The organism is Rhodococcus sp. 1R11, assembly GCF_004563845.1.
GTDB lineage: Bacteria > Actinomycetota > Actinomycetes > Mycobacteriales > Mycobacteriaceae > Rhodococcoides.
In genome coordinates this window covers 62,378-83,612 of record NZ_SPNG01000004.1, presented here as the reverse complement: position 1 = coordinate 83,612, position 21,235 = coordinate 62,378, and the positions used below count along the sequence as shown (strand labels likewise).

Sequence of the window (21,235 nt, the reverse complement as noted above, 5' to 3'; positions counted from 1 at the left end):
CGACCCTACTGGGCCTGCTCAGTCGGCCACGCGACGGATGTACAGCAGTCGGTCGGTTGCCTCGATCGCGTCGACCTCGGGTGATCCGACCCGGAACAGCTTGCCGCCCCGGACCACTCCCAACACGATGTCGGCCAGATGACGCGGTGAACCGCCCACCTCGTCCCGCTCCACCTCTCGCTCTGCGACAGCGAAGCCTGCCTCCGGGGTGAGAAGATCTTCGATCATCTCCACGACCGACGGAGTGGACGTGGCGATACCGAGCAGCCGTCCCGCTGTCTCGGACGAGACGACGACCGAGTCTGCGCCGGACTGGCGGACCAGGTGCGTGTTCTCTGCCTCGCGGATGGCCGCGACGATCTTGGCCTTCGGGGCGATCTCCCTGGCCGTCAGCGTCACCAGGACTGCCGTGTCGTCGCGGTTGGTCGCCACGATGATCGCCGCGGCATGTTGAGCGCCCGTGAGCCGAAGCACATCGGATTTGGTGGCCGAGCCGTGGACGGTGACCAGACCCATCGCCGAGGCCGCGTCGAGCACGGTCTGATCCGTGTCGACCACGACGATGTCCGAGGCCGAGACTCCGTCGCCGAGCATCGCGTCGACTGCGGTTCGGCCCTTGGTGCCGAAACCGATGACCACGGTGTGATTGCGCACGCTGCGTCTCCATCGCTGAATTTTGAATGCCTGCCGAGACCGCTCGGTGAGAACCGACAGCGTGGTGCCGACCAACAGAATGAGGAACAGGACTCGTAGGGGGGTGATGACCAGAATGTTGACCAGCCGCGCAGACGGGCTCATCGGCGCGATGTCACCGTATCCGGTGGTCGACAGCGACACCGTCGCGTAGTAGAACGCGTCGAGAAACGACAGCTCGCCGTTCTGATTGTCGCTGTAGCCGTCGCGATCGAGGTAGACGACGAACGCCGCGAGAAAGAGAATTCCCAACGCCATAAGAACCCGCTTGTAGATCGCGCTCCACGGGCTGGATTCGATTTCCGGAACCCGCAGCACACCTACCAGCGCGAAATCGGGCTTGTCGGTCAACGCGCCGCTGTCCCCCAGGCGCGTGCGCAACCTACCTCCCACGTCGCCCACCGAGGTGCTCACCGAAGTCGAGATCATTCACGGCACGCAGCGTAACCCCATGCCGCGCTTCCGCGTCGACAACCGACCGCATCGAGCGGACCGGATGGGCGGATGCCGCACCGTGTGGCACGGTGTGTGCATGACACAGAGACCGAGTCAGGCCGCAGCGCTGCGTCTCGCGGGATTGCTCGCCGGCGCCGGAGTACTCCATTTCGTCACGCCCCAATTCTTCGATGCGCAGGTACCGACCGCCCTGCCCGGTTCGGCGCGGACGTACACCCAGGCATCGGGAGTGGCCGAGCTCGCTGTTGCTGCCACGTTGGCCGCACCCCGCACCCGTCGAGTGGGCGGTGCGTTGGCAGCGGGCCTGTTCGTCGCAGTCTTCCCCGCCAACATCAACCTCGCATGGAAGTACGTACGCAGCTCCAAGACGTCACCGGCCTTGAAGGCCGCCATGATCGCTCGTCTCCCCCTGCAGATTCCACTGGTCACCGAGGCTCTGAAAGCTCGTCGACTGGCTCCGTAGTGCCGATGTCGTCCACGACGGATCGACCTTCGAGCAGCGCCGCCAAAGCTGTTGCGTCAGGCAGCTTTTCGGGCGAGATGGTACGGCCGCTGCGGACGTAGTGGAACGCCGCACGGACGCGATCGAGCGGTACCGGCTCGGCACGACCGACGGACATCAACTCCGCCCACGCCAGCCGGTACGCCGCCAGCTGCATCGCCACCGCCTGCTGCTCGGACGCCGACGGTTCGGCTCCGGTCTTCCAGTCGACGACGGTCCAGCCGCCGTCCGGGTCGGCGAACACCGCGTCGATCCGACCGCGCAGCACTGTTCCTGCCACCGACGTCTCGAACGGCACCTCTACCTCCACCGGGCTGCGCAGAGCCCAATCGGAGGCCTCGAACGCCCGCTGAAGAGTGTCCAGGTCCACATCGGCAGAAGCACCGGTATCGGCCGAGCCCGGCAGTTCGTCGAGATCGAGCAGGCGGGTCGCGCCGAACCGGCGCTCGATCCACGCGTGAAACGCTGTTCCCCGGCGCGCCAACGGATTCGGGGGAAACGGAAGTGGCCGGCGCAGTCGCGAGGCGAGCGCATCCGGATCTGCCGCCAAGTCGACCAGCTGAGTCACCGACAGGTTCTCGGGTAGTGCGACATCGACCCCGGCAACGGCCCGCGCCGAGCGCTCGGCCAGCAAGGTCCGGACGTCGAAGCCCCACTTCTCCGGGTCGTCCTCGTCCTCGTCTTCGTCCGAATCATGTTGGGAGCCGGCCCCGTCGGCCAAGGCCCGCAGAACCTCGGCCGCACCACTCTCGATCGCGCCTCGCCTCGGCCCGAGCGGATCTCGCGGCCAGGATGCCGTATGCGGCTCTGCCCCCAACGGGTTGACGGCTCCGGCTTCGGGGGCCGGTGCCCACTGCTCGACCACCGCAACGGTGTCCTCGGCCGTCGAGGTGTACCGGTGGAGCTCGTCGAGAAACTCGGACGGGCCACGGGGCTTCGTGGACGTCTCGTCCCACTGATGTGCCGAGACCAGCAGCACCCGTTCGGTTCTGGTGAGTGCAACGTAGAACAGTCGACGATCCTCCGCGAGCCGACGCCGAGCGAGTGCATCCTTGTGCCGCTTGACGGCGTCCTCGAGGTCCTTTCGGTTGTAGAGGTCCTCGAGCTCGAGTACCGGTACCCCCTCGGAACCTTCACCGTCGAGAGCGCGGTCACCGCGTAGCGACGGCGGCAGTTCGGCCATCGCCCCGAGCCAGGTCGACGAGGCGTTCGAGGACGGGAACACCCCGGTCGCCACGTGTGGTACGGCTACGACCTCCCATTCGAGGCCCTTCGCCGAATGCACCGTCAGCACCTGTACTCGATGCGGGGCGACCTCGACCTCGCCCGGAGCCAACCCGTCCTCGACAGTCTCCGCGGCCGCAAGGAACGACAGGAATCCGGTGACCGTGGCCGTTGGGTTGTCGGCGTAATCGGCCACCACATGGGCGAATTCGTCGAGATGCTCGCGCCCGACCGCACCATCGACACCGAACGGTGTCCGCGCCTGCGCTTCGACGCCGATGCCCATGATCCGTTCGATGTCGGCGACCAGTTCCGTCACCGGCTGCCCGATTCGGTCGCGCAACAGATGTAGTTCCCCGGCGAGCGCAGTGATGCGTCGGTGCCCGGCCTCCGAATATCGTTCGGCCGAACCTGGATCGGCGATGGCGTCGGCCAGACCGGCCTGCTCCGATTGTTCCCCCGGCAGGGCACTTTCGAGCGCGGCGTCGAGCGCCTGTGGGTCGTCGACGCGGCCCGCGGTGCCGTAGCCGCCCCGAATCTCGAGTTCCTTGGCGCGCTGAGCGAGCGCCCGGAGATCGGCGGCACCGATCTGCCACCGGGAGCCCGTGAGGATGCGCATGGCCGAGCTGCCTGCAGTCGGATCGGCAACCAGACGCAGCATCGCGATGATGTCGGCGACCTCCGGCACATGCAGCAATCCGCCGAGCCCGACCACCTCGACGGGTAGGCCACGGCTACGCAGCACCTCGGCGATCGGCTCGGCATCGGCGTTGCGTCGCACGAGTACCGCGGCACTGGGCGGTGGCCGGTCCAGTTCGAGGGCGGCGCGGTAGTGCTCGGCGATTCGGTCGGCGATCCATTCCCGTTCGTCGAGGACGGTGTCGGTGACGGCCAGCCGTACATCGCCGGGCACCGCGCCCGGCCGGGCCCGCAGGGTCGGCACCGGTACACCGACGCGGCGTAGGGGGTCGGTGATCAGATTGGCGAGAGCGAGTGCCTCGGGCGGGTTGCGCCAACTGGTGAGGAGTTCGAGCCGCGGTGCGGGAGTGCCATCCGCCTGCGGGAAATCGGTGGCGAACCGCGGCAGGTTCGCCGCCGACGCCCCTCGCCACCCGTAGATCGACTGCATCGGATCGCCCACGGCTGTCAGCGCCAGGGTGGCATCGCTACCGGATCCGAACAGTGAGGACAGCAGCACCCGCTGGGCATGACCGGTGTCCTGGTATTCGTCGAGCAGAACGAGCCGAAAACGTTGCCGCTCTGCGATTCCCACTTCGCGGTGTTCGGCCGCGACCCGGGCCGCCATCGACATCTGCGAACCGAAATCCAGTGCCCCTTCGTGCCGAAGCGTCTGCGCGAGCCGTTCCACCAAGGGCAGTAACGCGATTCGTTGATGTTGGGCATCGAGGATGTTGAGCAGCTCCTTGGTCGGCCCGCCACGTTGACGTGGACCGGGGCCGAGTGTGTGCACCAGTTTCTCGAGTTCCACATGCGCCTCGCGCAGCTGGTCGGGTTCCACCAGATGTTCGGCCAGCTGACCGGAGAGGGCGAGTACGGCCTCGGTCACCGAGGTGGGACTTCGGTCGGTGTCGAGATCGCCGTCCCAGGTGCTGACCACACGATGCGCGAGCTGCCACAGTTCGGTCTCCGACAGCAGCGTCGCGGAGGGCTCGATGGGCAGCAACAGGCCGTGCTCGGTGAGCAGTCGCCCGGCATACGAGTGGTAGGTGCTCACCTCCGGCTCGGCCGCGAGAATCCGTTCGCGCAGCGCCAGGCTCGGATCCAGCGCGCGCACCAGATCCGACCCGGCGAGCCGGGCCAGCCGAGCGCGGATTCGGGACGTCAACTGCTGCGCGGCCTTTCGGGTGAACGTCAGTCCGAGTACCTGATCCGGATCGACGAACCCGTTGGCCACCATCCACACCACTCGGGCGGCCATCGTCTCGGTCTTTCCGGCACCTGCGCCTGCCACCACGAGTGTCGGACCAGGTGGGGCGGCGATCACGGCCGCCTGCTCGTCCGTGGGTGGGTGCTTCTGCCCGAGGGCTCGGGACAGTTCGACGGGTGAGACCCGCGCGGTTGCGGTGCGCGTCGCCGAGGCGGTCACTGCTCGGTCACCTGCCGTCCTGTCTCATGCGCCGGGCAGCTGGATTTGACGGGGCAATGTCTGCACCCGTCGTTGACTCTGGCTTCGAAGACGGGACCCTGCGTCGCCGAGGCCGCCCGGTAGACGGTGTCTCGCCATTCCTCGAGCTTCTCCGGTGTCGGCACCTCCTGGATCCGCTGCGTCGCGCCGTCCTTGTTGTGCGGTTTGGCCACGAACACCAACCGGGCACCCCCGGGTTCGCCCGCGGGCTCTCCCTCGATCGCACCCGCGGCAGCGGCGACCTGATAAGTGGCCAATTGATGGTGGTTGCGCGCGTCTTCCTTGGACATCACCGTTTTGGCCGTCTTGACGTCGATCACGACCGGGCGGCCGTCCGGATCGTGTTCGAGCCGATCGATCCGGCCACGCAGGGCGACCGCAGGCTCGTCCTCGGATCGGGCGGCCAGAATGCCGTCGACCTGCACCTCGACGCCCGCCTCGGTGAGCTCGCCTCGGGTGCCCTGCAGCCAATTCTCGAACGTGTCGAGCATCGCCCCGGTTCGATCGAGCTCGTGACGCGAGAACCACTGCGATCCGAGATCGACTGCATCCCACGCCGTCTCGAGTGCCCGCCTGAGCTGGTCCGGTGGGATCCGGCCTGCCACCGCCTGCACCAGAGTGTGCACGAGAGTTCCGGTGACGGCGTGAGTGTTGGTGCCGTCGTTTCCTCCGTGACGTTCGAGCATCCAGCGCAGCGGACAGGTGGTGAGCTGTTCCACCGTCGATGGCGAGAGCGGGACCGGCCCATCGCCGAGGTGCCACAGGGGCTCGCTGGTGCTGAGGCCCGCAATCCCGAACCACTCGTCGGGATGTGCGCCTCGGACGCCGGCCTCGGCGAGTGTGGCCAGGTGCCGCGCGGCGCGTGCTCGCTTGTCCGGATCATGTTCGGCGACAACGGGATCGCAGACGACCCCGCGAAGCTCCGCGACCAACATGGGTAATGCCAATACCCGGTGCGGGGTCGGCGGCTCGGAACCTTCGGGCAGCGGGACGGCATCTGCGTCGCCGTCGACTCCCCGGAGTTCGTCGACGAATCGGGAGCGGACCAGATCGGTATCGCCCGTGCTCGAGTCCACGGCGGTGACGATCAGAGTGGAGCGCGCGCGACTGCACGCCACGAGGAAGAGCTTGCGTTCCTCGGCGAGTAGCGGTGCAGCCTTCGACAGTCGTCCGTCGAGGGCCGCAGCCGCGTCGACCTTGCCGGACACCAGATCGACGAGGGTGTCGGTTCCGAGGAGGCTGCCGCGCGCTCGCAGACCCGGCCACAGCCCCTCCTGAACCCCGGCGACCGCCACCAGTTCCCATTCGCGACCGGCTGCCGAGTGCGCGCTGAGAAGCGTCACCGCATCGGCCGGCGCGGTCGAACGGTTCGAGCTCGAGGTAGGAATCTGTTGCTGCGCAATGTAATCGAGAAATCCGCCAAGCTGCGCACGCGGCAGCCTGTCGACGTAGGCCGCCGCGGCGTCGAAGAGTGCGACCACCGCGTCGAGGTCTCGATCGGCTTGAGCACCTGCGGATCCACCCCACGCGGACGCGGCGGACCAACGCCGCTCGAGTCCTGACGCCTGCCACGCAGCCCACAGCACGTCCTCGACTCCGCGGCCTTCTCGAGCCACCGCTCGCGCCTTACGAACGACGCTCAGTGCTCGTCGCAGCGGTGCCGCTTCCACGTCCGACAGACCAGTGATCCACCCGAACTTGTCTCGCGTCTCGCCGGTGAGAACGACTCTGAGCAGCTCGGCCGAATCGCGCTCGCCGCCCGAGGCCAGTTCGAGTCTGCGGACACCGCGGCGCAGCCGCCGCAGACCCACCGGATCGGCACCCCCGATCGGGCCGGAAAGCAGAGCCAGCGCATCTTCTCCGTCGAACGACGGGTCGGAGATCGCCCGCAGCACCAGCAGCAAGCCCACCGCTCCGTGCTGGCGATGCAACGGCAACTCCGACGCCGGGGTGATCATGGGGACACCGGCCGCGTGCAGAGCGCGACGCAGCGGCGCGACGGTGCGCGGGACCGACCGCACGACGATTGCCATCTCGGACCAGGGCATTCCGTCGATCAGGTGCGCGCGTCGCATGGCGTCGGAGATGATCGCGGCTTCTTTGGCAGGCGACGACACGACGTGTACCCGCGCCTCCGGTTCGCCGAACCGAGCTGTGGCCACCGGTTCGGGACTACGGTGCCGACCGAGCCCGGGCAGTCGCCCTGCCACGATGTCGGTCAGTTCCGCCACCGCAGGCACCGATCGAAAGTTCCGCGTCAGTGCCACCCGTCGAGGCGAGTCCGCGTCGAGCAGATCGGCCACGAACGTGGGATCCGCTCCACGGAACGTGAAGACGGATTGATCGGGGTCCCCGGCGATCACAGTCGATTCGGTATCGGTGCCGATCAGCCGAATCAGCTGCGCAGCTTGCGGATCCAGGTGCTGAGCATCGTCGACGACGAGGTGCCGGATGCGGGCGCGCTCACTGCGCAGCAGATCCGGGTCGGTGGCGAACGCCATCAGTGCGCTGCCGATGAGCTCGGCCGCGTCGAGGCCCGGTGCCGTGGCCCCTGCGGCCTCGACACCGACTGCGCCGCGCAACAACATGGCTTGTTCGTATCGAGCCGCGAACTTGCCGACGGCGATCCATTCGGGTCTGCCGTGCGTGCGGCCGAGCTTGACCAGATCTTCGGGTCCGATTCCGCGTTCGGCGGATCGGAGCATCATGTCTCGCACCGCGGTGACGAATCCTGCGGTACCGAGAGCCGGGCGCAATCGATCCGGCCAGTCGATTGCTCCGTCCTCGATGTCGCCCCGCAGCATCTCGCGGACCACCGCGTCCTGCTCGGCACCGGTCAGCAGTCGAGGAGGCGGATTGCCGTAGAGGGAGGCCTGCAACCTGAGTACCGCGAACGCATACGAGTGCACCGTGCGTACCAGCGGTTCGCGCGTGGCGCGCAGCGCGTGATCGCCGCTGAACAGACCGGCGGTGATCTGCTCGCGGAGCGTGATGGACGCACGCTTCGACTGGGTGAGGACCAGGACCGATTCCGGATCGCCGGACACGATTCGGGAGACTGCGTAGTCCGCCACGAGCGCTGTCTTTCCCGAGCCGGGCCCGCCGAGCACCTGCCAGGGGTTCCATCGAGGAGCGCCCTGAGCGGCCTCCGCCGCCGAATCTGGAATCCACGCCAGCAACCGGGCAGCGGAATCGGTCCACCGGCGGGCCGGCTGCGCCACCCTCGGTGCACGGACGAGGGTGACCGTCGCGCCGTGTCTGCCGTCCGTGCTCATGCGGGACATGCAATCACGACCCACCGACACGAAGGGCCATGCCCCGATCCGGTGACCCCGCAGGCGGCAGCCGACCCGTCCATTTCGGAACGGGGGCCTTCGATGCGGCATAGTGGTTCACGTGCCCGAGTTGAATCTGCATACGTTCGGACCCGCAGACGGTCCCGAAATCCTCGCCGTTCACGGTGTGACCGGCCACGGTGCCCGTTGGTGGGACCTCGCCGAGAATCACCTGCCCGAGGCCCGCATCCTGGCTCCCGATCTGATCGGCCACGGCCATTCTCCATCCGTTCCACCGTGGGACATCGACGCTCAGGTCACCGCGCTGAAGGCCGTGCTCGACGCCCATGCGCGCGGTCCGGTGCTGGTTCTCGGTCACTCGTACGGCGGCGCGTTGGCCGTACATCTCGCACAGCGGTTCCCCGAGGTGGTGCGCGCGCTGGTGCTGCTCGATCCTGCGATTGCCTTGCCGCCGGAGGAACTGCTCGAGGTCGCCGAGGCCACTGCCAAGTCCCCCGATTACACCGACGCCGACGAGGCGCGTTCGGAGAAGATTCACGGCGCATGGGCGGACGTGCCCACCGAGTTGCTCGACCGCGAGGTCGCCGATCACCTGATCCCCGCCGACGGCGGGAAGGTCGCGTGGCGAATGTCGATTCCGGCCATCGTTGCGACGTGGGGCGAGCTCGCTCGTCCGATCGTGGTGCCCGCCGAGAGCGTCCCGACCATCGTGGTGCGGGCCATGCGCGTCGAACCTCCTTATGTGACCGAAGAATTCGTGTCCGCGCTCCGAGACAAGCTCGGTGAGAACCTGCGCACCGTCGAACTGGACTGCGATCATATGGTCGGCCAGGCCAAGCCGGCCGACGTGGCCGAGCTGGTGCGATCCCTGCTGTAGATGGCTCCGATCACCGAGGCGCAGGTGGAGCGGGTGCGCGCGTTGGTCGCGTCGATTCCCGTCGGGTCCGTTGCCACCTACGGGGACATCGCGGCGGCGGCCGACCTGTCCAGCCCCCGCATCGTCGGGTGGATCATGCGGACCGACTCCGCCGATCTGCCGTGGCATCGTGTCCTGGGTGCCAGCGGAAAGCCTGCGGCGCATCTCGCGACGAGACAACTCGAGAAGCTACGCGGAGAAGGTCTCGAAATCCGCGACGGGCGAGTGTCGCTGAAATCCGTTCGCTTCGACTTCGGGGCGCTCCCCCAGCCGCCGACGTCGACCACTAATCTCGAAGGATGAACATCGGAGATCGGCTCGGGCAGTTCGATCCACGCCCTACGTCGAAGTTCGCCCTGTCCAAGGCGAGCACTTTCGTCGCCGCAGCCGGCCTGGTGATCGACGAGGTCTCGGGCACACGGGTAGCGGGGCACATCGAGTTGACCGAGGAACATTTCACGCCCTGGGGCGTCGTGCACGGTGGGGTCTACACCAGCGCTGTGGAAAGCGCCGCGAGCATCGGTGCGAGTGAGGCGGTCAAGGACCGCGGTGAGTTCGCGGTCGGAGTGCACAACGGAACCGATTTCCTGCGCGCCAGCAAAGGTGGTCGGGTGGATGTCCTCGCGGAACCGTTGCAGCAAGGCCGCGTTCAGCAACTGTGGCTGGTCACGATCACCGCGACCGACAGCGGTAAGACCATCGCACGCGGCCAGGTTCGACTGCAGAACGTGCCGCTGCCGACGTGATGGGACCGCACCGGTGAGCGGCTCGTCGACCGACCCGATCTGCGACGCCATCGTGCTCGCGGGTGGTCGCGGCTCGCGAATGGCAGGCCTCGCCGGCTCACCATCCGCGGAGGTCGACAAGCCCGCGCTCACGGTCGGCGGACGACGACTGGTCGACATTGCGGTGGCGGCCGTCTCGGGCTGTCGCCGAACAGTGCTGGTGGGACCCACCCGCGACGCCGTATCGGGTTCGGTGGTGCAGACCCGGGAGTCCCCCGCCGGCGGCGGCCCGGTGGCAGCTCTGGCCGCGGGACTCGAATTACTCGACGGCACAGCCGATCTGGTGGCGGTCGTGGCGTCGGATATACCGCTGCTGAACGCTTCTGCGGTGCAGTCACTGATCGGTCACGTCGACCGCATCGAGACCGACGCAGTGTTCGCGGCCGACGCCACCGGCCGCACCCAGTTCCTGCTCGGAGTCTGGCGCTACAGCGCGCTGCGCTCGGCGGTGGCGGCGCTCGATACCGTCGAGGGCGCCCCGATGCGCGCACTCGTCCCGAACGAGCACCGCATCGTCACGGTGGCCGATATCGAGGACTGCGATACCCCTGCCGATCTGGTTGCCGCGCGCGCCGCAGCCGCGTCGAGATCGGAGGATGTACTCGACATCGACGCCGCCCACGAACGAATTCGACAGCGAGTAGCCGCCCTCCCGGTTCATCGAATTCCGTTGCAGGACACGGCAGGGACCGTGCTCGCGCAACCGTTGGTGGCGGCAACGGCGCTGCCCGCGGTCGACATCTCCGCGATGGACGGATTTGCCGTGAGCGGACCCCCGCCGTGGACGCTGAGGCCCGATATCGCCTACGCCGGGACGTCCGGCATCGCCCGACTCGCCGACGGCAGCGCGGTACGCATCGCGACCGGCGCAGCGCTTCCTCCCGGTGCCACTGCGGTCGTTCGCGACGAACACGCAATCACCACGCCGGACGGGGTCGTGGAACGCGCACCGACGGCGACGGCGACCGACGACACGCGTCGCCGCGGTGAGGACTGGCTTCCCGGAACGGAGTTGGTTGCCGCGGGTACAGCCATCGACGCTGCTGTTCGGTCACTCGCCGCAAGCGCGGAGCTGACCGAACTCGACGTGCGGGGGCCGGTTCGCGCACGAATTGTGATCAGCGGAAACGAGATTCGGGTATCAGGTCCGCTGGCACCCGGTGAGACCAGGGATGTACTCGGATCGGCGCTGCCGGAGTATTTGGCGCACTGTGGAATCGCCGTCGTGGACGCGCTGCTGCTCGACGACACGGCGACCGCATTCGCTGACCTGTTGGGGAGTACCGAGAACATCGACCTCGTGGTCGTGGTCGGAGCCACCGGAGGAGGCGCCGCCGATCAGCTACGCTCCACGCTCGCAGCCCTCGGTGCCGAGACCGTGGTCGGGCGAGTGCGCGTGCGTCCCGGCGGATCCCAGATCACCGCGACCCTACCCGCGGGCACGGTTGTCCTGGGCCTCCCCGGCAATCCGCTCGCGGCCGTGAGCACGGCGCTGCTCACCGCACCGGCGATCGTCGACGCGCTCACCGCTCGCATTCCGCGGTCACCACGAACGGGGTTGTTGTCCAACGCTTCCGAGGTTCGAGCCCCGGTCGCTCGAATCGTTCCCGTGGTGGCCGACGGTACCCGCTGGCGAGCCGACACCAAGGTCAGAACAGCTCATCTGGCGCACCTCGTCGGCCGTGATGCTCTCGCCGTGATACCCGCCGATGTCAGCGCCGACGAGCCGGTGACAATTCTTCCGTTGCCGTATTGAATTCCGAACCGGCCAGCAGCCGAACACCCTCGTGGTACCGCTCGACGACGAGATCGACGATGGCGGGATGCACACCGAGCGGCGCACCGACACCGTCGGCTCCCACGTCGGCCAACCGATTGTGGAAGAGCCCACGAGCCAGCAGATAGCTCGCCACGAACACTCGATCGTGCCCGGCTTCCCGCAGTCCGGACACCGCCTGCGCGACGGTCGGCGTGCTGGTGGCCACATATCCGATCTTCACCGGTGCTCGAGCCGCGTCCGCGAGCATGGCTGCTGCAATCCGATGTTCTTGCAGCGCACGAGGATCGGATGATCCTGCGGCCGCGAGCACGATGCTCTGGCCGGCTCGCCAGCCGGCGTCCCGGAGCCGATCGACCATCACTCGCGCGAGCACCGCGTCCGGCCCGAGAGCACGGGTGACGGCGACCGACGAGTGCGCACTGTCCGCGATCTCACGCGGTACGTCGGTATGGACGTGATAGCCCGATGCCAGAAAAGCCGGAACGACGACCGCCGATTCCGGAGTGTCGCGCAGCACCTCGGACGGGGACGGTCCCAGCACGTCGACGAAGGCGACACGCGTGGTACCGATCTGCTTCGAGACGGCGTCGGCGAGCGCGGCGACCATCTCCACACCGCGCGGGTTTCGGGTGCCGTGTGCAACCAACACCAGGGTGGGTTCCATCAGTACTTGCTCCCCTCACTCACGGCAACCGTCCCCGCGGGTTCGCTTGCATCGCAATCGGATTCGGTCTCGATATAGTCCAACGCGATACGATAGCCGCGTTTGACCACGGTCTGGATCGCCTTGGGTGCCCCGAGTGACGAGCGGAGTCGGGTCATGGCCGTCTCCACCGCATGGGTGTCCCCACCCCCTCCGGGCAGCGAGGCCAACAGGTCCTCACGGGAGACCACGCGCCCCGGATTACGACTCAGCGTCTTCATCAGTGCCATCCCGGCCGGGGACACGGGCCGCACCTCCCCGTCGACCACCACACACCGACCCCGAACACTGACCACGTGCCCGCCTGCGTGCAGGCGACCGGTTCTCCTGGGCAGCTCCTCGGCGATGTGACGGGCGAGCGCACCGAGCCGCGCACGAGCAGGCGCAGTGGTGGCAACCGACAACTGTTCGAGCGGGGCTGCAGTGACCGGTCCGACGCACACCGGAAGCACCCGCGAACGCAGCGACTGCAGCAGAGGCTCGAGTACGCCGTTCTCGTCGGCACGCATCAGCATCGACGCGACCGCCGGTGCCGAGGTGAAGCTGATGGCGTCGAGATCGCCGACGACGACCGACTCGATCATGCGATCCATCGGACCCTGATCGTCGGGAGCCGTCCAGCGGTATACGGGCACCGGCACCACTTCGGCTCCGGCGCAGCGCAGTACCTCGCAGAAATCCGGAACCGGCTCCCATTCGGTGGTCGCGCCGTGCAGTTGGACCGCTATGCGCTTGCCCTCGACGCCCTCGGCGAGCAGATGTTCGAGCACCTCGGCGGACGACTCGGAGGCAGGTGACCATTCCTCGCGCAGATCCGCTGCTCGAATGGCACCGGTGGCCTTGGGACCGCGTGCCAACAGCCGCGACGCTCCGAGAGCGCGGCCGAGTTCCTCGGCTCGCCCCCAACCGTCGGCGGCCTCGATCCAGCCACGAAAACCGATTCCCGTGGTGGCGACGGTGATCTCGGGTGGCGCAGCGATGATCGCCGCGGTGACGCGTTCCAACTCTGCGTCGTCGGCGAGCGGGATGATCCTGATCGCAGGCGCGTGCATCACGGTGGCCCCACGCCGCTCGAGCAAGGTCGCGAACTCCTCTGCGCGACGCGACGCCGTCACCCCGACGGTGAACCCGGCCAGAGGCATGTCCGCCCCGGCGTTTTCGGTCACGTAGATCCACCACGGACGAGCACGACACCCTCGACCGTGGCGACCTCGAACGAGCCGAGTGACACCTCCGCGTCGTCGAGGCAGCGTCCGTCGACGAGAGAGAAGACCTGCTTGAGCAGCGGCGACGCGACCGTGGGCTCGCCGCCGCGGTCGCCGACCAGACCACGCGACATCACTGCGGCCCGGCCGTAGGGATCGATGTTGCCCACGGCGAACAGTCGTCCGTCGTCGAGCAAGAACAGTGCCGCCTGGGTGCCGCCGCGCAGCAGCACCGCCACCCCGCGGCCCGGGATGAGAGCGTCGAGGGTGCAGGCCGGGGTCCAGTCTCGCGAAAGATCGTTCGGTACCGAAGTATGTGAATCGATGACAGTCATGGCGTACCTCCTGGTCAGCTATTTCACGCTGCCCGTGTTACTTGGCCGTTAAGCGGCGATTACCCACCTGTGCACATGCGCTCAGGTTCATGACCTGTCGGTTGTCAGGAACTCGTCACTCGAGCACGTCACGCGCCGATGCGCGGCATCCCCATCAGCACTGGCACCTTGCGTGCGCCGGACTCGTCGAACGCGATGGTCGGATCGGCCTCGGCCGGAGCGTTGACGAAGGACACGAACCGGCCGAGCTTCTCCTCGTCCTCGAGCACCCCTGCCCATTCGTCCTTGTAGCCGGCGACGTGGCGTGCCATGTCTGCCTCGAGTTCTGCGCCGATGCCCAGGCTGTCCTCGCAGACGACAGCTTTGAGGTGGTCCAATCCCCCATCGAGCGATTCCAGCCACGGTGCGGTGCGTTGCAGGCGGTCCGCGGTGCGGACGTAGAACATCAGATAGCGGTCGATGTAGCTGACGAGTGTGGCGTCGTCGAGGTTGGACGCGAGCAACTGGGCGTGCTTGGGCGACTGTCCACCGTTGCCGCCGACGTAGAGATTCCAGCCGCCTTCGGTCGCGATGATGCCGACGTCCTTGCCGCGGGCTTCGGCGCATTCACGTGCGCAGCCCGACACTCCGAACTTGATCTTGTGCGGCGAGCGCAGTCCGCGGTACCGGTTCTCGAGGTCGACGGCCATTCCCACCGAGTCCTGGACACCGTAGCGGCACCAGCTGGACCCGACGCAGCTCTTGACCGTACGTAGCGACTTTCCGTACGCCTGACCCGATTCCATGCCTGCGTCGACGAGCCGCTTCCAGATTTCGGGGAGCTGTTCGACGCGGGCACCGAACATGTCGATGCGTTGTCCGCCGGTCACCTTGGTGTACAACCCGAAATCGCGAGCGACCTCACCGATGACGATCAACTGCTCGGGCGTGCACTCGCCTCCCGGCATCCGCGGCACCACCGAATAGGTGCCGTTCTTCTGAATGTTGGCCAGGAAGTGGTCGTTGGTGTCCTGCAACGACGCCAGTTCACCGTCGAGAATGTGATCCGACGAGGTGGACGCGAGAATCGAGGCCACGACGGGCTTGCAGATGTCGCAGCCGGCACCCGATCCGTACTTGGCGATCAACGACGAGAAAGTTCGGGTGTTCGTCGCCCGCACGATCTCGAACAGCTCGGCCCTCGACTGAGAGAAATGCTCACACAACGACTTCGACAGCACCACCCCCGATGCCGCCAGCAGCGATTTGATCGACGGCAAGCATCCTCCACAGGTGGTGCCTGCCGTGGTGCAGCTCTTCACCGCGGCCAGATCGCACGCACCGTCGGAGATGGCCGAGCAGATCGCACCCTTCGTCACACCGTTGCACGAGCAGATCTCGGCGTCGTCGGGAAGCGCTCCGATGCCGACCTGCTCGGCCGCCGGAGAGATCAACGAACCCGGATCGCCCGGCAATTCGCGTCCGACGAGCGGCCGTAGCAACGAGTACGCCGATGCGTCGCCGACGAGGATGCCGCCGAGCAACGTCTTGGCGTCGTCGGTGACGACGAGCTTGGCGTACGTGCCCTTGGGCGCGTCGCTGAAGACCACCTCGAGCGCACCCGGAGTTGCGGCCATCGCGTCACCGAAGCTCGCCACATCGACGCCCATGAGCTTGAGCTTGGTCGACATGTCCGCTCCGGGGAATTCCGCTGCGCCGCCGAGCAATCGGTCGGCCACCACCTCGGCCGTCGAGTATCCGGGCGCGACGAGTCCGTAGCATCGGCCTTCGACCGCAGCACATTCGCCGATGGCGTAGACGTTGGGATCGGATGTAGTGCAGCCGATGTCGACCAAGATACCGCCACGCTCGCCGACGTCGAGGCCACTTTCGCGAGCCAGCCGATCCTGCGGTCGTACCCCGGCGGAGAACACCAGCAGGGCCGCGTCGATCGTGTCGCCGTTGCTCAGCTCGACCGTCAATCCGGCACTGTCGTTCTCGGTGATCGACGACGTGCCCACTCCCACATGCACGTTCAATCCGAGGTCAGTGACGAGGCGGGCCAGTAGCGCACCGCCGCCCTCGTCCACCTGGAGCGGCATCAACCGCGGCGCGAACTCGATGACGTGCGGCGTCATGCCCATCTTCTTCAACGCGTTTGCCGCTTCGAGGCCGAGCAGGCCGCCGCCGACGACCACGCCCACGGCTCCCGGTCCAGCGGCGTCGGCACGCGCGCGGATCCTGTCGAGGTCGTCGAGGGTGCGGTAGACGAAGCACGCGGGCAGGTCGTGTCCGGCGATCGGCGGAACGAACGGATAGGAACCGGTGGCGAGGACCAGCGCGTCGTAGTCCACGGTGTCGCCGGCCGAGGTGACGACGGTTCGGCCGCCGCGGTCGACACGTTCGGCGCGCACGCCGGTACGCATCTCGACGAGGGCGTCACCCGGGTAGTCGTTGCCCGCCAACGCGAGTTCCTTGTGGTCCCAGGCACCGACGTAAGACGACAGACCCACCCGGTCGTACGCCGGCAGAGCCTCCTCGCACAGGATCGTGATCTTCCACTCGGCTGCCTCGTCGCGCGCCCGCAGCGCTTCGACGAACCTGTGCCCTACCATTCCGTGCCCTACCACTACCGCGTTCTTCATTGCGGGTCCTTCCGATTTTCGTTGCCGTGCGGAGTGTTTCGAGTGCGCCTGCGCTGGGGCGTCAGACGGCTACCGGTGCGTCGGCGTCGGCAGAGTTGGTTCTGCGCAGGTAGACCGCCCACGTGACGATCGCGCAGACCACGTAGAAGCCCAGGAACACCCAGAAGGCGGTGGTTGCCGACTTCGCACTACCCGAGTACGAAGCCCGCAGCACCAGGTTGATGGCGACGCCACCGAGTGCGCCGATGGCACCCGCGATTCCGATCAGCGCGCCGGACATCTTGCGAGACCAGTGCTGCTGCTCCTCGACCGTCATACCCTGCAGTGCAACCGATTTCGCGGCGAAGATCGCAGGGATCATCTTGTACACCGACCCGTTGCCGAGGCCCGAGAGCAAGAAGAGTGCGATGAATCCGATGACGAAAAGGACCATCACAGTGCCGCTGGCCGCCCCGGGCGTCGAGTCGTCCCAGGTGCTGGCCGCTACCAGAATCCCGGTGGAGAAGGTCATGGCCACGAAGGTGTACAGAGTGATCTTCCCGCCGCCGATCTTGTCGGCGAGCTTGCCGCCGAAGGGTCGCGACAGCGATCCCAGCAGTGGCCCGAGGAACGCGATCTGTGCAGCGTGCAGCGAGGCCTGGGCCTGCTGAGCCGCCGTGGCGGGTGCCCCGTCGGTCAGTCCCGCGAGGAAGTTGATCTGGAGTACCTGCCCGAACGCGAAGCTGAATCCGATGAAGGATCCGAACGTGCCGATGTAGAGGAAGGCGATCCACCATGCGTCGGAGAACTTCAACACGTCGATCATGGAGCGGCCGTTGGTCTTCTGGTTGTCGAGGTTGTCCATGTACAGCGCGGCCCCGACGGCGGCGATCGCGATGAACACCAGGTACACGGCGCAGACGATTTCGGGCGCGGTGTTGCCGATGGTGGCGATGACCAGCAGACCGATGAGCTGGATGACGGGTACGCCGATGTTGCCGCCGCCGGCGTTGAGTCCGAGGGCCCAACCCTTTTCGCGCTGCGGATAGAAGGCGTTGATGTTCGTCATCGACGAGGCGAAGTTTCCGCCGCCCACTCCGGCGAAGGCCGCCACGACGATGTACGTGGTGTACGAGGCCGGGTTCAGCATGAAGTACATCGTCATCAGCGTGGGGATCAACAGCACCAGTGCGCTGAAGATGGTCCAGTTGCGCCCGCCGAATTTTGCCGTGGCGAACGTGTACGGAATGCGCAGGACCGCACCGACGAGGGTGGGGACGGCCACCAGGAAGAACTTGCCCGCCGCATCGATGCCGTAGACCGACAACGGCATGAACAGCACCATCACCGACCAGATCGACCAGATCGAGAAGCCGACGTGTTCGGCGACGACCGACCAGATCAGGTTTCGCTTGGCGATCTGCTTACCGCCGCCTTCCCACGCCTGCACATCCTCGGAATTCCAGTGCGCAATCCGGTGATTCACCGAGACGGGAACGGTTCCGGGCGGAACGGGGCTGGTGGCAGCAGAGCCGGTATCGGCTGAAGCGCTGCGAGAAAGGCTGGTCACGTATGGCCTCCTGGTTTGGTGAGTGAAACCAAGATAGGAAAGCCATGTTGCAGCGGCGCTGCCTGCGGTGACCCGTTGATTAACTCGGTCTCACCCGCTCGTCGACGAGCACGTGAGATCGAACGCGTCCACGGGCCGGGTCACCAGGAGTCTTCGAGCATCCGAGGTCGACAGCACAGGTAGCCGCCGACCAGCAGAATCACAACGCATCCGGTGAGCAGCGTCAGCGGCAGTCCCCAACCGCCGGACGCGGTGTGCAGGAAGCCGAACAGAATCGGGCCGGTCGCCGACACCACGTAGCCCAACCCCTGGGTGAAACCCGAGAGTGAGGATGAGCCCACCGCGGTGCGGGTCCTGAGATTGATCAGAGTCAGCGACATCGGGAAGGTCATCGTGCCGAGACCGATCAGGCACACCCAGATCACCGTTCCGGAGGCAGGCGAGAAGTGCAAGCCGGAGAACCCACAGAGGTAGCACACCGCGGCGACCAGGACGAGTCCGAACGGATTACGCAATTTCGCGCAGAGGGTCGGTGTGGCCAGTGACGTGACCAGCCCCATCGCACCGAACGCGGCGACCGAGGCTCCGGCCAGACCCTCGCCGATACCCGAGTCGATCAACAGCGTCGGCAGCCAGGTCAACATCGAATACGTGATCAGCGACGTCATCGCGAACATCATCACCATTCCCCACGCGAGCGAGGATCGGTGGATTCGGCCGCCGGACCGGGTGTGGACGGCAGCCGAACCGGCCTCGGCCGAGACGTCCTTCTCGTCGCGACCGCGTCGGGCGATCACGACACCGAGCCACGGCAGTGCTGCGGCGACACCGACGACTGCCCAGACTCCGATGGAGAGCCGCCACCCGTGGGCGTCGGCGACCGGAACTGCGAGCAGGGGCGGAATCATGGTGCTGATCTGGAGTACGCAGATGTAGATGGTGCTGACCACTGCCAGTCGATCCGAGAAGTATCGCTTGACCAGAGGTGGGATGACGACGTTTCCGATGCCCATGCCTGCGAGTGCGATCGCGGACAGTGCCAGCAACGACGCCGTGTTGGGCGCGAACGCCCGGGTGGCCATCCCGATCGTGGTCAACGCCATGGCGAGCAGGGCCGCGCGCTCGAGACCGGTGCGCTTGGCGAGAAACGGTGTCGCCAATCCGAACACCGCGAACATCGCCGGCGGCAGCATCCCGACGACGCCGATCACGGCATCCCCGAAGTGCAGATCCGTTGCGATCCTGCCGAACAGAGGGCTGATGGACGTCACGGCAGCGCGCAGCGTCAGCGCAGAGAGAACGATGGCGGCAAACACCAGTAGGCGGCCGCGAACGAGTGAAGTACCGGTCTGGGTGGTCTCGGAAACGGTAGGCGCACTCACCGCGTAATCATAGGATGACCGGATCATCGGGTGCAACGCAGTATCATCGTCGGCGCAGCACCCCGAGCACTGCACCGCCCCCTGAACGAGGAGCCTCCGTGCGCCAGGTCCACCGATCGAGCCTGATCACCCAGGTCACTGCTGCCCTGCGCGACGAGATCACGTCGCAACGATGGCCGGTCGGCAGCAGAATCCCCACCGAACCGGAGCTGTGCGAGATGACCGGCACCGGGCGAAACACGGTTCGCGAGGCCGTTCAGGCGCTCGTACACGCCGGCATGGTCGAGCGACGACAGGGGTCGGGAACGTTCGTCATGACCTGCTCGGACCTCGGCGGCACCCTGGGCAAATACTTCTCGGACGCACGTTATCGCGACGTCACCGAACTCCGGGAAACTCTCGAGGTCACCGCAGCAGCATTGGCTGCGGATCGACGCGACGAGCACGACATCCAGGAGATGAAAGACGCCCTCGAGCACCGCAATGTCGCCTGGTCGAGCGGCGACGTGCCGTTGGCCGACGCCGTACGCATCGACGCGCGCCTGCATCGCAGCATCGTCGCCGCCAGCCACAACGCGATCTACCTGGAGTTCTACGACTCGTTGCTACCGGTGATCCACGAGACGATCAGAGAACACGCCACTGCCCACGACGACGACTACGTCACCGAACACACAGCCCTCGTCGACGCGATCGTCGACGGCGATTCGGCCCGGGCAATAGCCTCCGCCCGGTCGCTGTTCCGCGAACTCTCGGCCCCTCTGGGCCGCGCGCCCGAACCTACAGAATGAGACGCACCAGATCTGCCGTGCGGGCTAGGCCGGGAAATGCCTCCGACGTCGACCGCGGATGAAGTGCGTGCACAGCCAGACGAAACATCAACGCGCGCAACAGCATCTGCGGCCATTCCGGTAGATCGTCCCACCGTCCGACCAAACCGTCATCGGCGTCTCCCCACGACAGCGCGTCCACCACAGCGACGCCCGCGGCCCACGATGCCGGCCGCCAGTACGGGGTGATGTCGCTGATCCCCGGGGCATCGCTGCCGGAGAACAACACCGTCCCGAACAGGTCGCCGTGTACCAATTGATCCGGCGATTCGACGGGCTTACGCAGTGTCGCAAGCTGTTTGACCAATTCTAGGCTGCTCTTGCCGTCACTCGACGACGGCTCGGGCGCACCCGCACCGCGAGCGGTCCGTAGCGGAACGGCCTCCCAGGCAGCCCGGTCGGCCGCAACGAACACGTCGACGTCGGCCCACGGGGCGACGGGTGGCTGCACCAAGAACCGGGGGCGTTCCAACTGCGCGGTCGCTGCGTGCAACCGCATGGACAACGAGACCACTTCGTCGTGGCGAGGCTCGGGTTCGCCCGCGACGAACGTATCTGCACGCCAACCGGACACGACGTATCGACCATCGGTCGAGCGCACCGGTCGAGCGAGGCGAACACCGTCCACAGTCAGTGTTTCTCGCACCTTCGCAGACCAGGCTGCGCGAGCATGATCGGCGACGGGCGAGAGCACGACGTCACCCAGACGCCACCCTCCGTCCCAGTCCGCACCCAGTGGCGCAGGCTCGACATCGCGCAGCCCGAACGTAGAGATCACGTGCTGAGGAGGTTCGACAGAGCTCACGAAT

At 66.8% G+C, this 21,235-nt stretch carries 16 protein-coding genes; 6 read left to right on the top strand and 10 right to left on the bottom strand.

Going from position 1 to position 21,235, the window contains the following annotated elements; all coding sequences use genetic code 11:
- Positions 1-18: 18 nt before the first annotated feature.
- Positions 19-1,086, bottom strand: coding sequence for a potassium channel family protein (locus tag E4P29_RS08300; RefSeq protein ID WP_027496550.1), 1,068 nt, complete (start codon positions 1,084-1,086; stop codon positions 19-21).
- A 139-nt stretch (positions 1,087-1,225) separates the two neighbouring features.
- Here E4P29_RS08300 and E4P29_RS08295 point away from each other — a divergent pair, with 139 nt between their 5' ends.
- Complete coding sequence (locus E4P29_RS08295) at positions 1,226-1,612, top strand: hypothetical protein (RefSeq protein ID WP_135043747.1); 387 nt, start codon at positions 1,226-1,228, stop codon at positions 1,610-1,612.
- Here the strand turns inward: E4P29_RS08295 and E4P29_RS08290 are convergent.
- Together E4P29_RS08290 and E4P29_RS08285 are read right to left on the bottom strand one after the other, a co-directional pair.
- Positions 1,575-4,982 (bottom strand): ATP-dependent DNA helicase, encoded by a 3,408-nt coding sequence (locus E4P29_RS08290; protein ID WP_135043744.1) that lies wholly within the window; start codon positions 4,980-4,982, stop codon positions 1,575-1,577. The two genes, E4P29_RS08295 and E4P29_RS08290, sit on opposite strands and share 38 nt — an antisense overlap.
- Entirely contained in the window at positions 4,979-8,296 is a 3,318-nt protein-coding gene (locus E4P29_RS08285; RefSeq protein WP_245154222.1) for an ATP-dependent DNA helicase, read from the bottom strand. Before E4P29_RS08285 ends, E4P29_RS08290 begins: the two co-directional genes overlap by 4 nt.
- A 121-nt stretch (positions 8,297-8,417) precedes the next feature.
- On the opposite strand from E4P29_RS08285, the gene E4P29_RS08280 reads away from it, so the two are divergent.
- Genes E4P29_RS08280 through E4P29_RS08265 form a run of 4 tightly spaced genes read left to right on the top strand, consistent with a single transcriptional unit; the run spans position 8,418 to position 11,774 of the window.
- Positions 8,418-9,194, top strand: coding sequence for an alpha/beta hydrolase (locus E4P29_RS08280; RefSeq protein WP_135043739.1), 777 nt, complete (start codon positions 8,418-8,420; stop codon positions 9,192-9,194).
- Positions 9,195-9,536, top strand: a complete 342-nt coding sequence (locus E4P29_RS08275; protein ID WP_135043737.1) for an MGMT family protein — start codon at positions 9,195-9,197, stop codon at positions 9,534-9,536.
- Positions 9,533-9,979 (top strand): PaaI family thioesterase, encoded by a 447-nt coding sequence (locus E4P29_RS08270; RefSeq protein ID WP_245154221.1) that lies wholly within the window; start codon positions 9,533-9,535, stop codon positions 9,977-9,979. Before E4P29_RS08275 ends, E4P29_RS08270 begins: the two co-directional genes overlap by 4 nt.
- Before the next feature lie 13 nt (positions 9,980-9,992).
- On the top strand, positions 9,993-11,774 hold the full coding sequence (locus tag E4P29_RS08265; RefSeq protein ID WP_280634533.1) for an NTP transferase domain-containing protein: 1,782 nt from the start codon (positions 9,993-9,995) through the stop codon (positions 11,772-11,774).
- Here E4P29_RS08265 and E4P29_RS08260 read toward each other — a convergent pair.
- The 6 genes from E4P29_RS08260 to E4P29_RS08235 all read right to left on the bottom strand — a co-directional run bounded on the left by E4P29_RS08260 (position 11,731) and on the right by E4P29_RS08235 (position 19,596).
- Complete coding sequence (locus E4P29_RS08260) at positions 11,731-12,465, bottom strand: sirohydrochlorin chelatase (RefSeq protein ID WP_135043734.1); 735 nt, start codon at positions 12,463-12,465, stop codon at positions 11,731-11,733. The two genes, E4P29_RS08265 and E4P29_RS08260, sit on opposite strands and share 44 nt — an antisense overlap.
- Positions 12,462-13,643: a uroporphyrinogen-III synthase gene (locus E4P29_RS08255; RefSeq protein ID WP_135044196.1), complete on the bottom strand. Its 1,182-nt coding sequence runs from the start codon at positions 13,641-13,643 to the stop codon at positions 12,462-12,464. The genes E4P29_RS08260 and E4P29_RS08255 overlap by 4 nt, the downstream gene beginning before the upstream one ends.
- Positions 13,644-13,663: 20 nt before the next feature.
- Positions 13,664-14,041: a nitrite reductase small subunit NirD gene (gene nirD, locus E4P29_RS08250; protein WP_027496542.1), complete on the bottom strand. Its 378-nt coding sequence runs from the start codon at positions 14,039-14,041 to the stop codon at positions 13,664-13,666.
- 128 nt (positions 14,042-14,169) lie between these two features.
- A complete protein-coding gene (gene nirB / locus E4P29_RS08245) occupies positions 14,170-16,665 on the bottom strand; it encodes a nitrite reductase large subunit NirB (protein WP_135043731.1) in 2,496 nt (831 codons plus the stop codon).
- A gap of 61 nt (positions 16,666-16,726) precedes the next feature.
- Positions 16,727-18,130 carry a nitrate/nitrite transporter gene (locus E4P29_RS08240; protein ID WP_135044193.1) on the bottom strand — a complete coding sequence of 468 codons (1,404 nt, stop codon included), beginning with the start codon at positions 18,128-18,130 and terminating at the stop codon, positions 16,727-16,729.
- A gap of 224 nt (positions 18,131-18,354) precedes the next feature.
- On the bottom strand, positions 18,355-19,596 hold the full coding sequence (locus E4P29_RS08235) for an MFS transporter (protein ID WP_245154220.1): 1,242 nt from the start codon (positions 19,594-19,596) through the stop codon (positions 18,355-18,357).
- Between the two features lie 98 nt (positions 19,597-19,694).
- Between E4P29_RS08235 and E4P29_RS08230 the strand changes: the two genes are divergently transcribed.
- Entirely contained in the window at positions 19,695-20,387 is a 693-nt protein-coding gene (locus tag E4P29_RS08230) for an FCD domain-containing protein (RefSeq protein WP_135043725.1), read from the top strand.
- Here E4P29_RS08230 and E4P29_RS08225 read toward each other — a convergent pair.
- Complete coding sequence (locus E4P29_RS08225; RefSeq protein WP_027496537.1) at positions 20,377-21,231, bottom strand: TIGR02569 family protein; 855 nt, start codon at positions 21,229-21,231, stop codon at positions 20,377-20,379. The genes E4P29_RS08230 and E4P29_RS08225 overlap by 11 nt on opposite strands.
- Positions 21,232-21,235: the final 4 nt, after the last annotated feature.

What these genes read in the sequence shown, in the direction of transcription:
- E4P29_RS08295 (WP_135043747.1), top strand. Translation starts at nt 1,226, where the DNA reads ATGACACAGAGACCGAGTCAGGCCGCAGCGCTGCGTCTCGCGGGATTG.
- E4P29_RS08285 (WP_245154222.1), bottom strand. Translation starts at nt 8,296, where the DNA reads ATGAGCACGGACGGCAGACACGGCGCGACGGTCACCCTCGTCCGTGCA.
- E4P29_RS08275 (WP_135043737.1), top strand. Translation starts at nt 9,195, where the DNA reads ATGGCTCCGATCACCGAGGCGCAGGTGGAGCGGGTGCGCGCGTTGGTC.
- E4P29_RS08270 (WP_245154221.1), top strand. Translation starts at nt 9,533, where the DNA reads ATGAACATCGGAGATCGGCTCGGGCAGTTCGATCCACGCCCTACGTCG.
- E4P29_RS08255 (WP_135044196.1), bottom strand. Translation starts at nt 13,643, where the DNA reads ATGCCTCTGGCCGGGTTCACCGTCGGGGTGACGGCGTCGCGTCGCGCA.
- nirD (WP_027496542.1), bottom strand. Translation starts at nt 14,041, where the DNA reads ATGACTGTCATCGATTCACATACTTCGGTACCGAACGATCTTTCGCGA.
- nirB (WP_135043731.1), bottom strand. Translation starts at nt 16,665, where the DNA reads ATGAAGAACGCGGTAGTGGTAGGGCACGGAATGGTAGGGCACAGGTTC.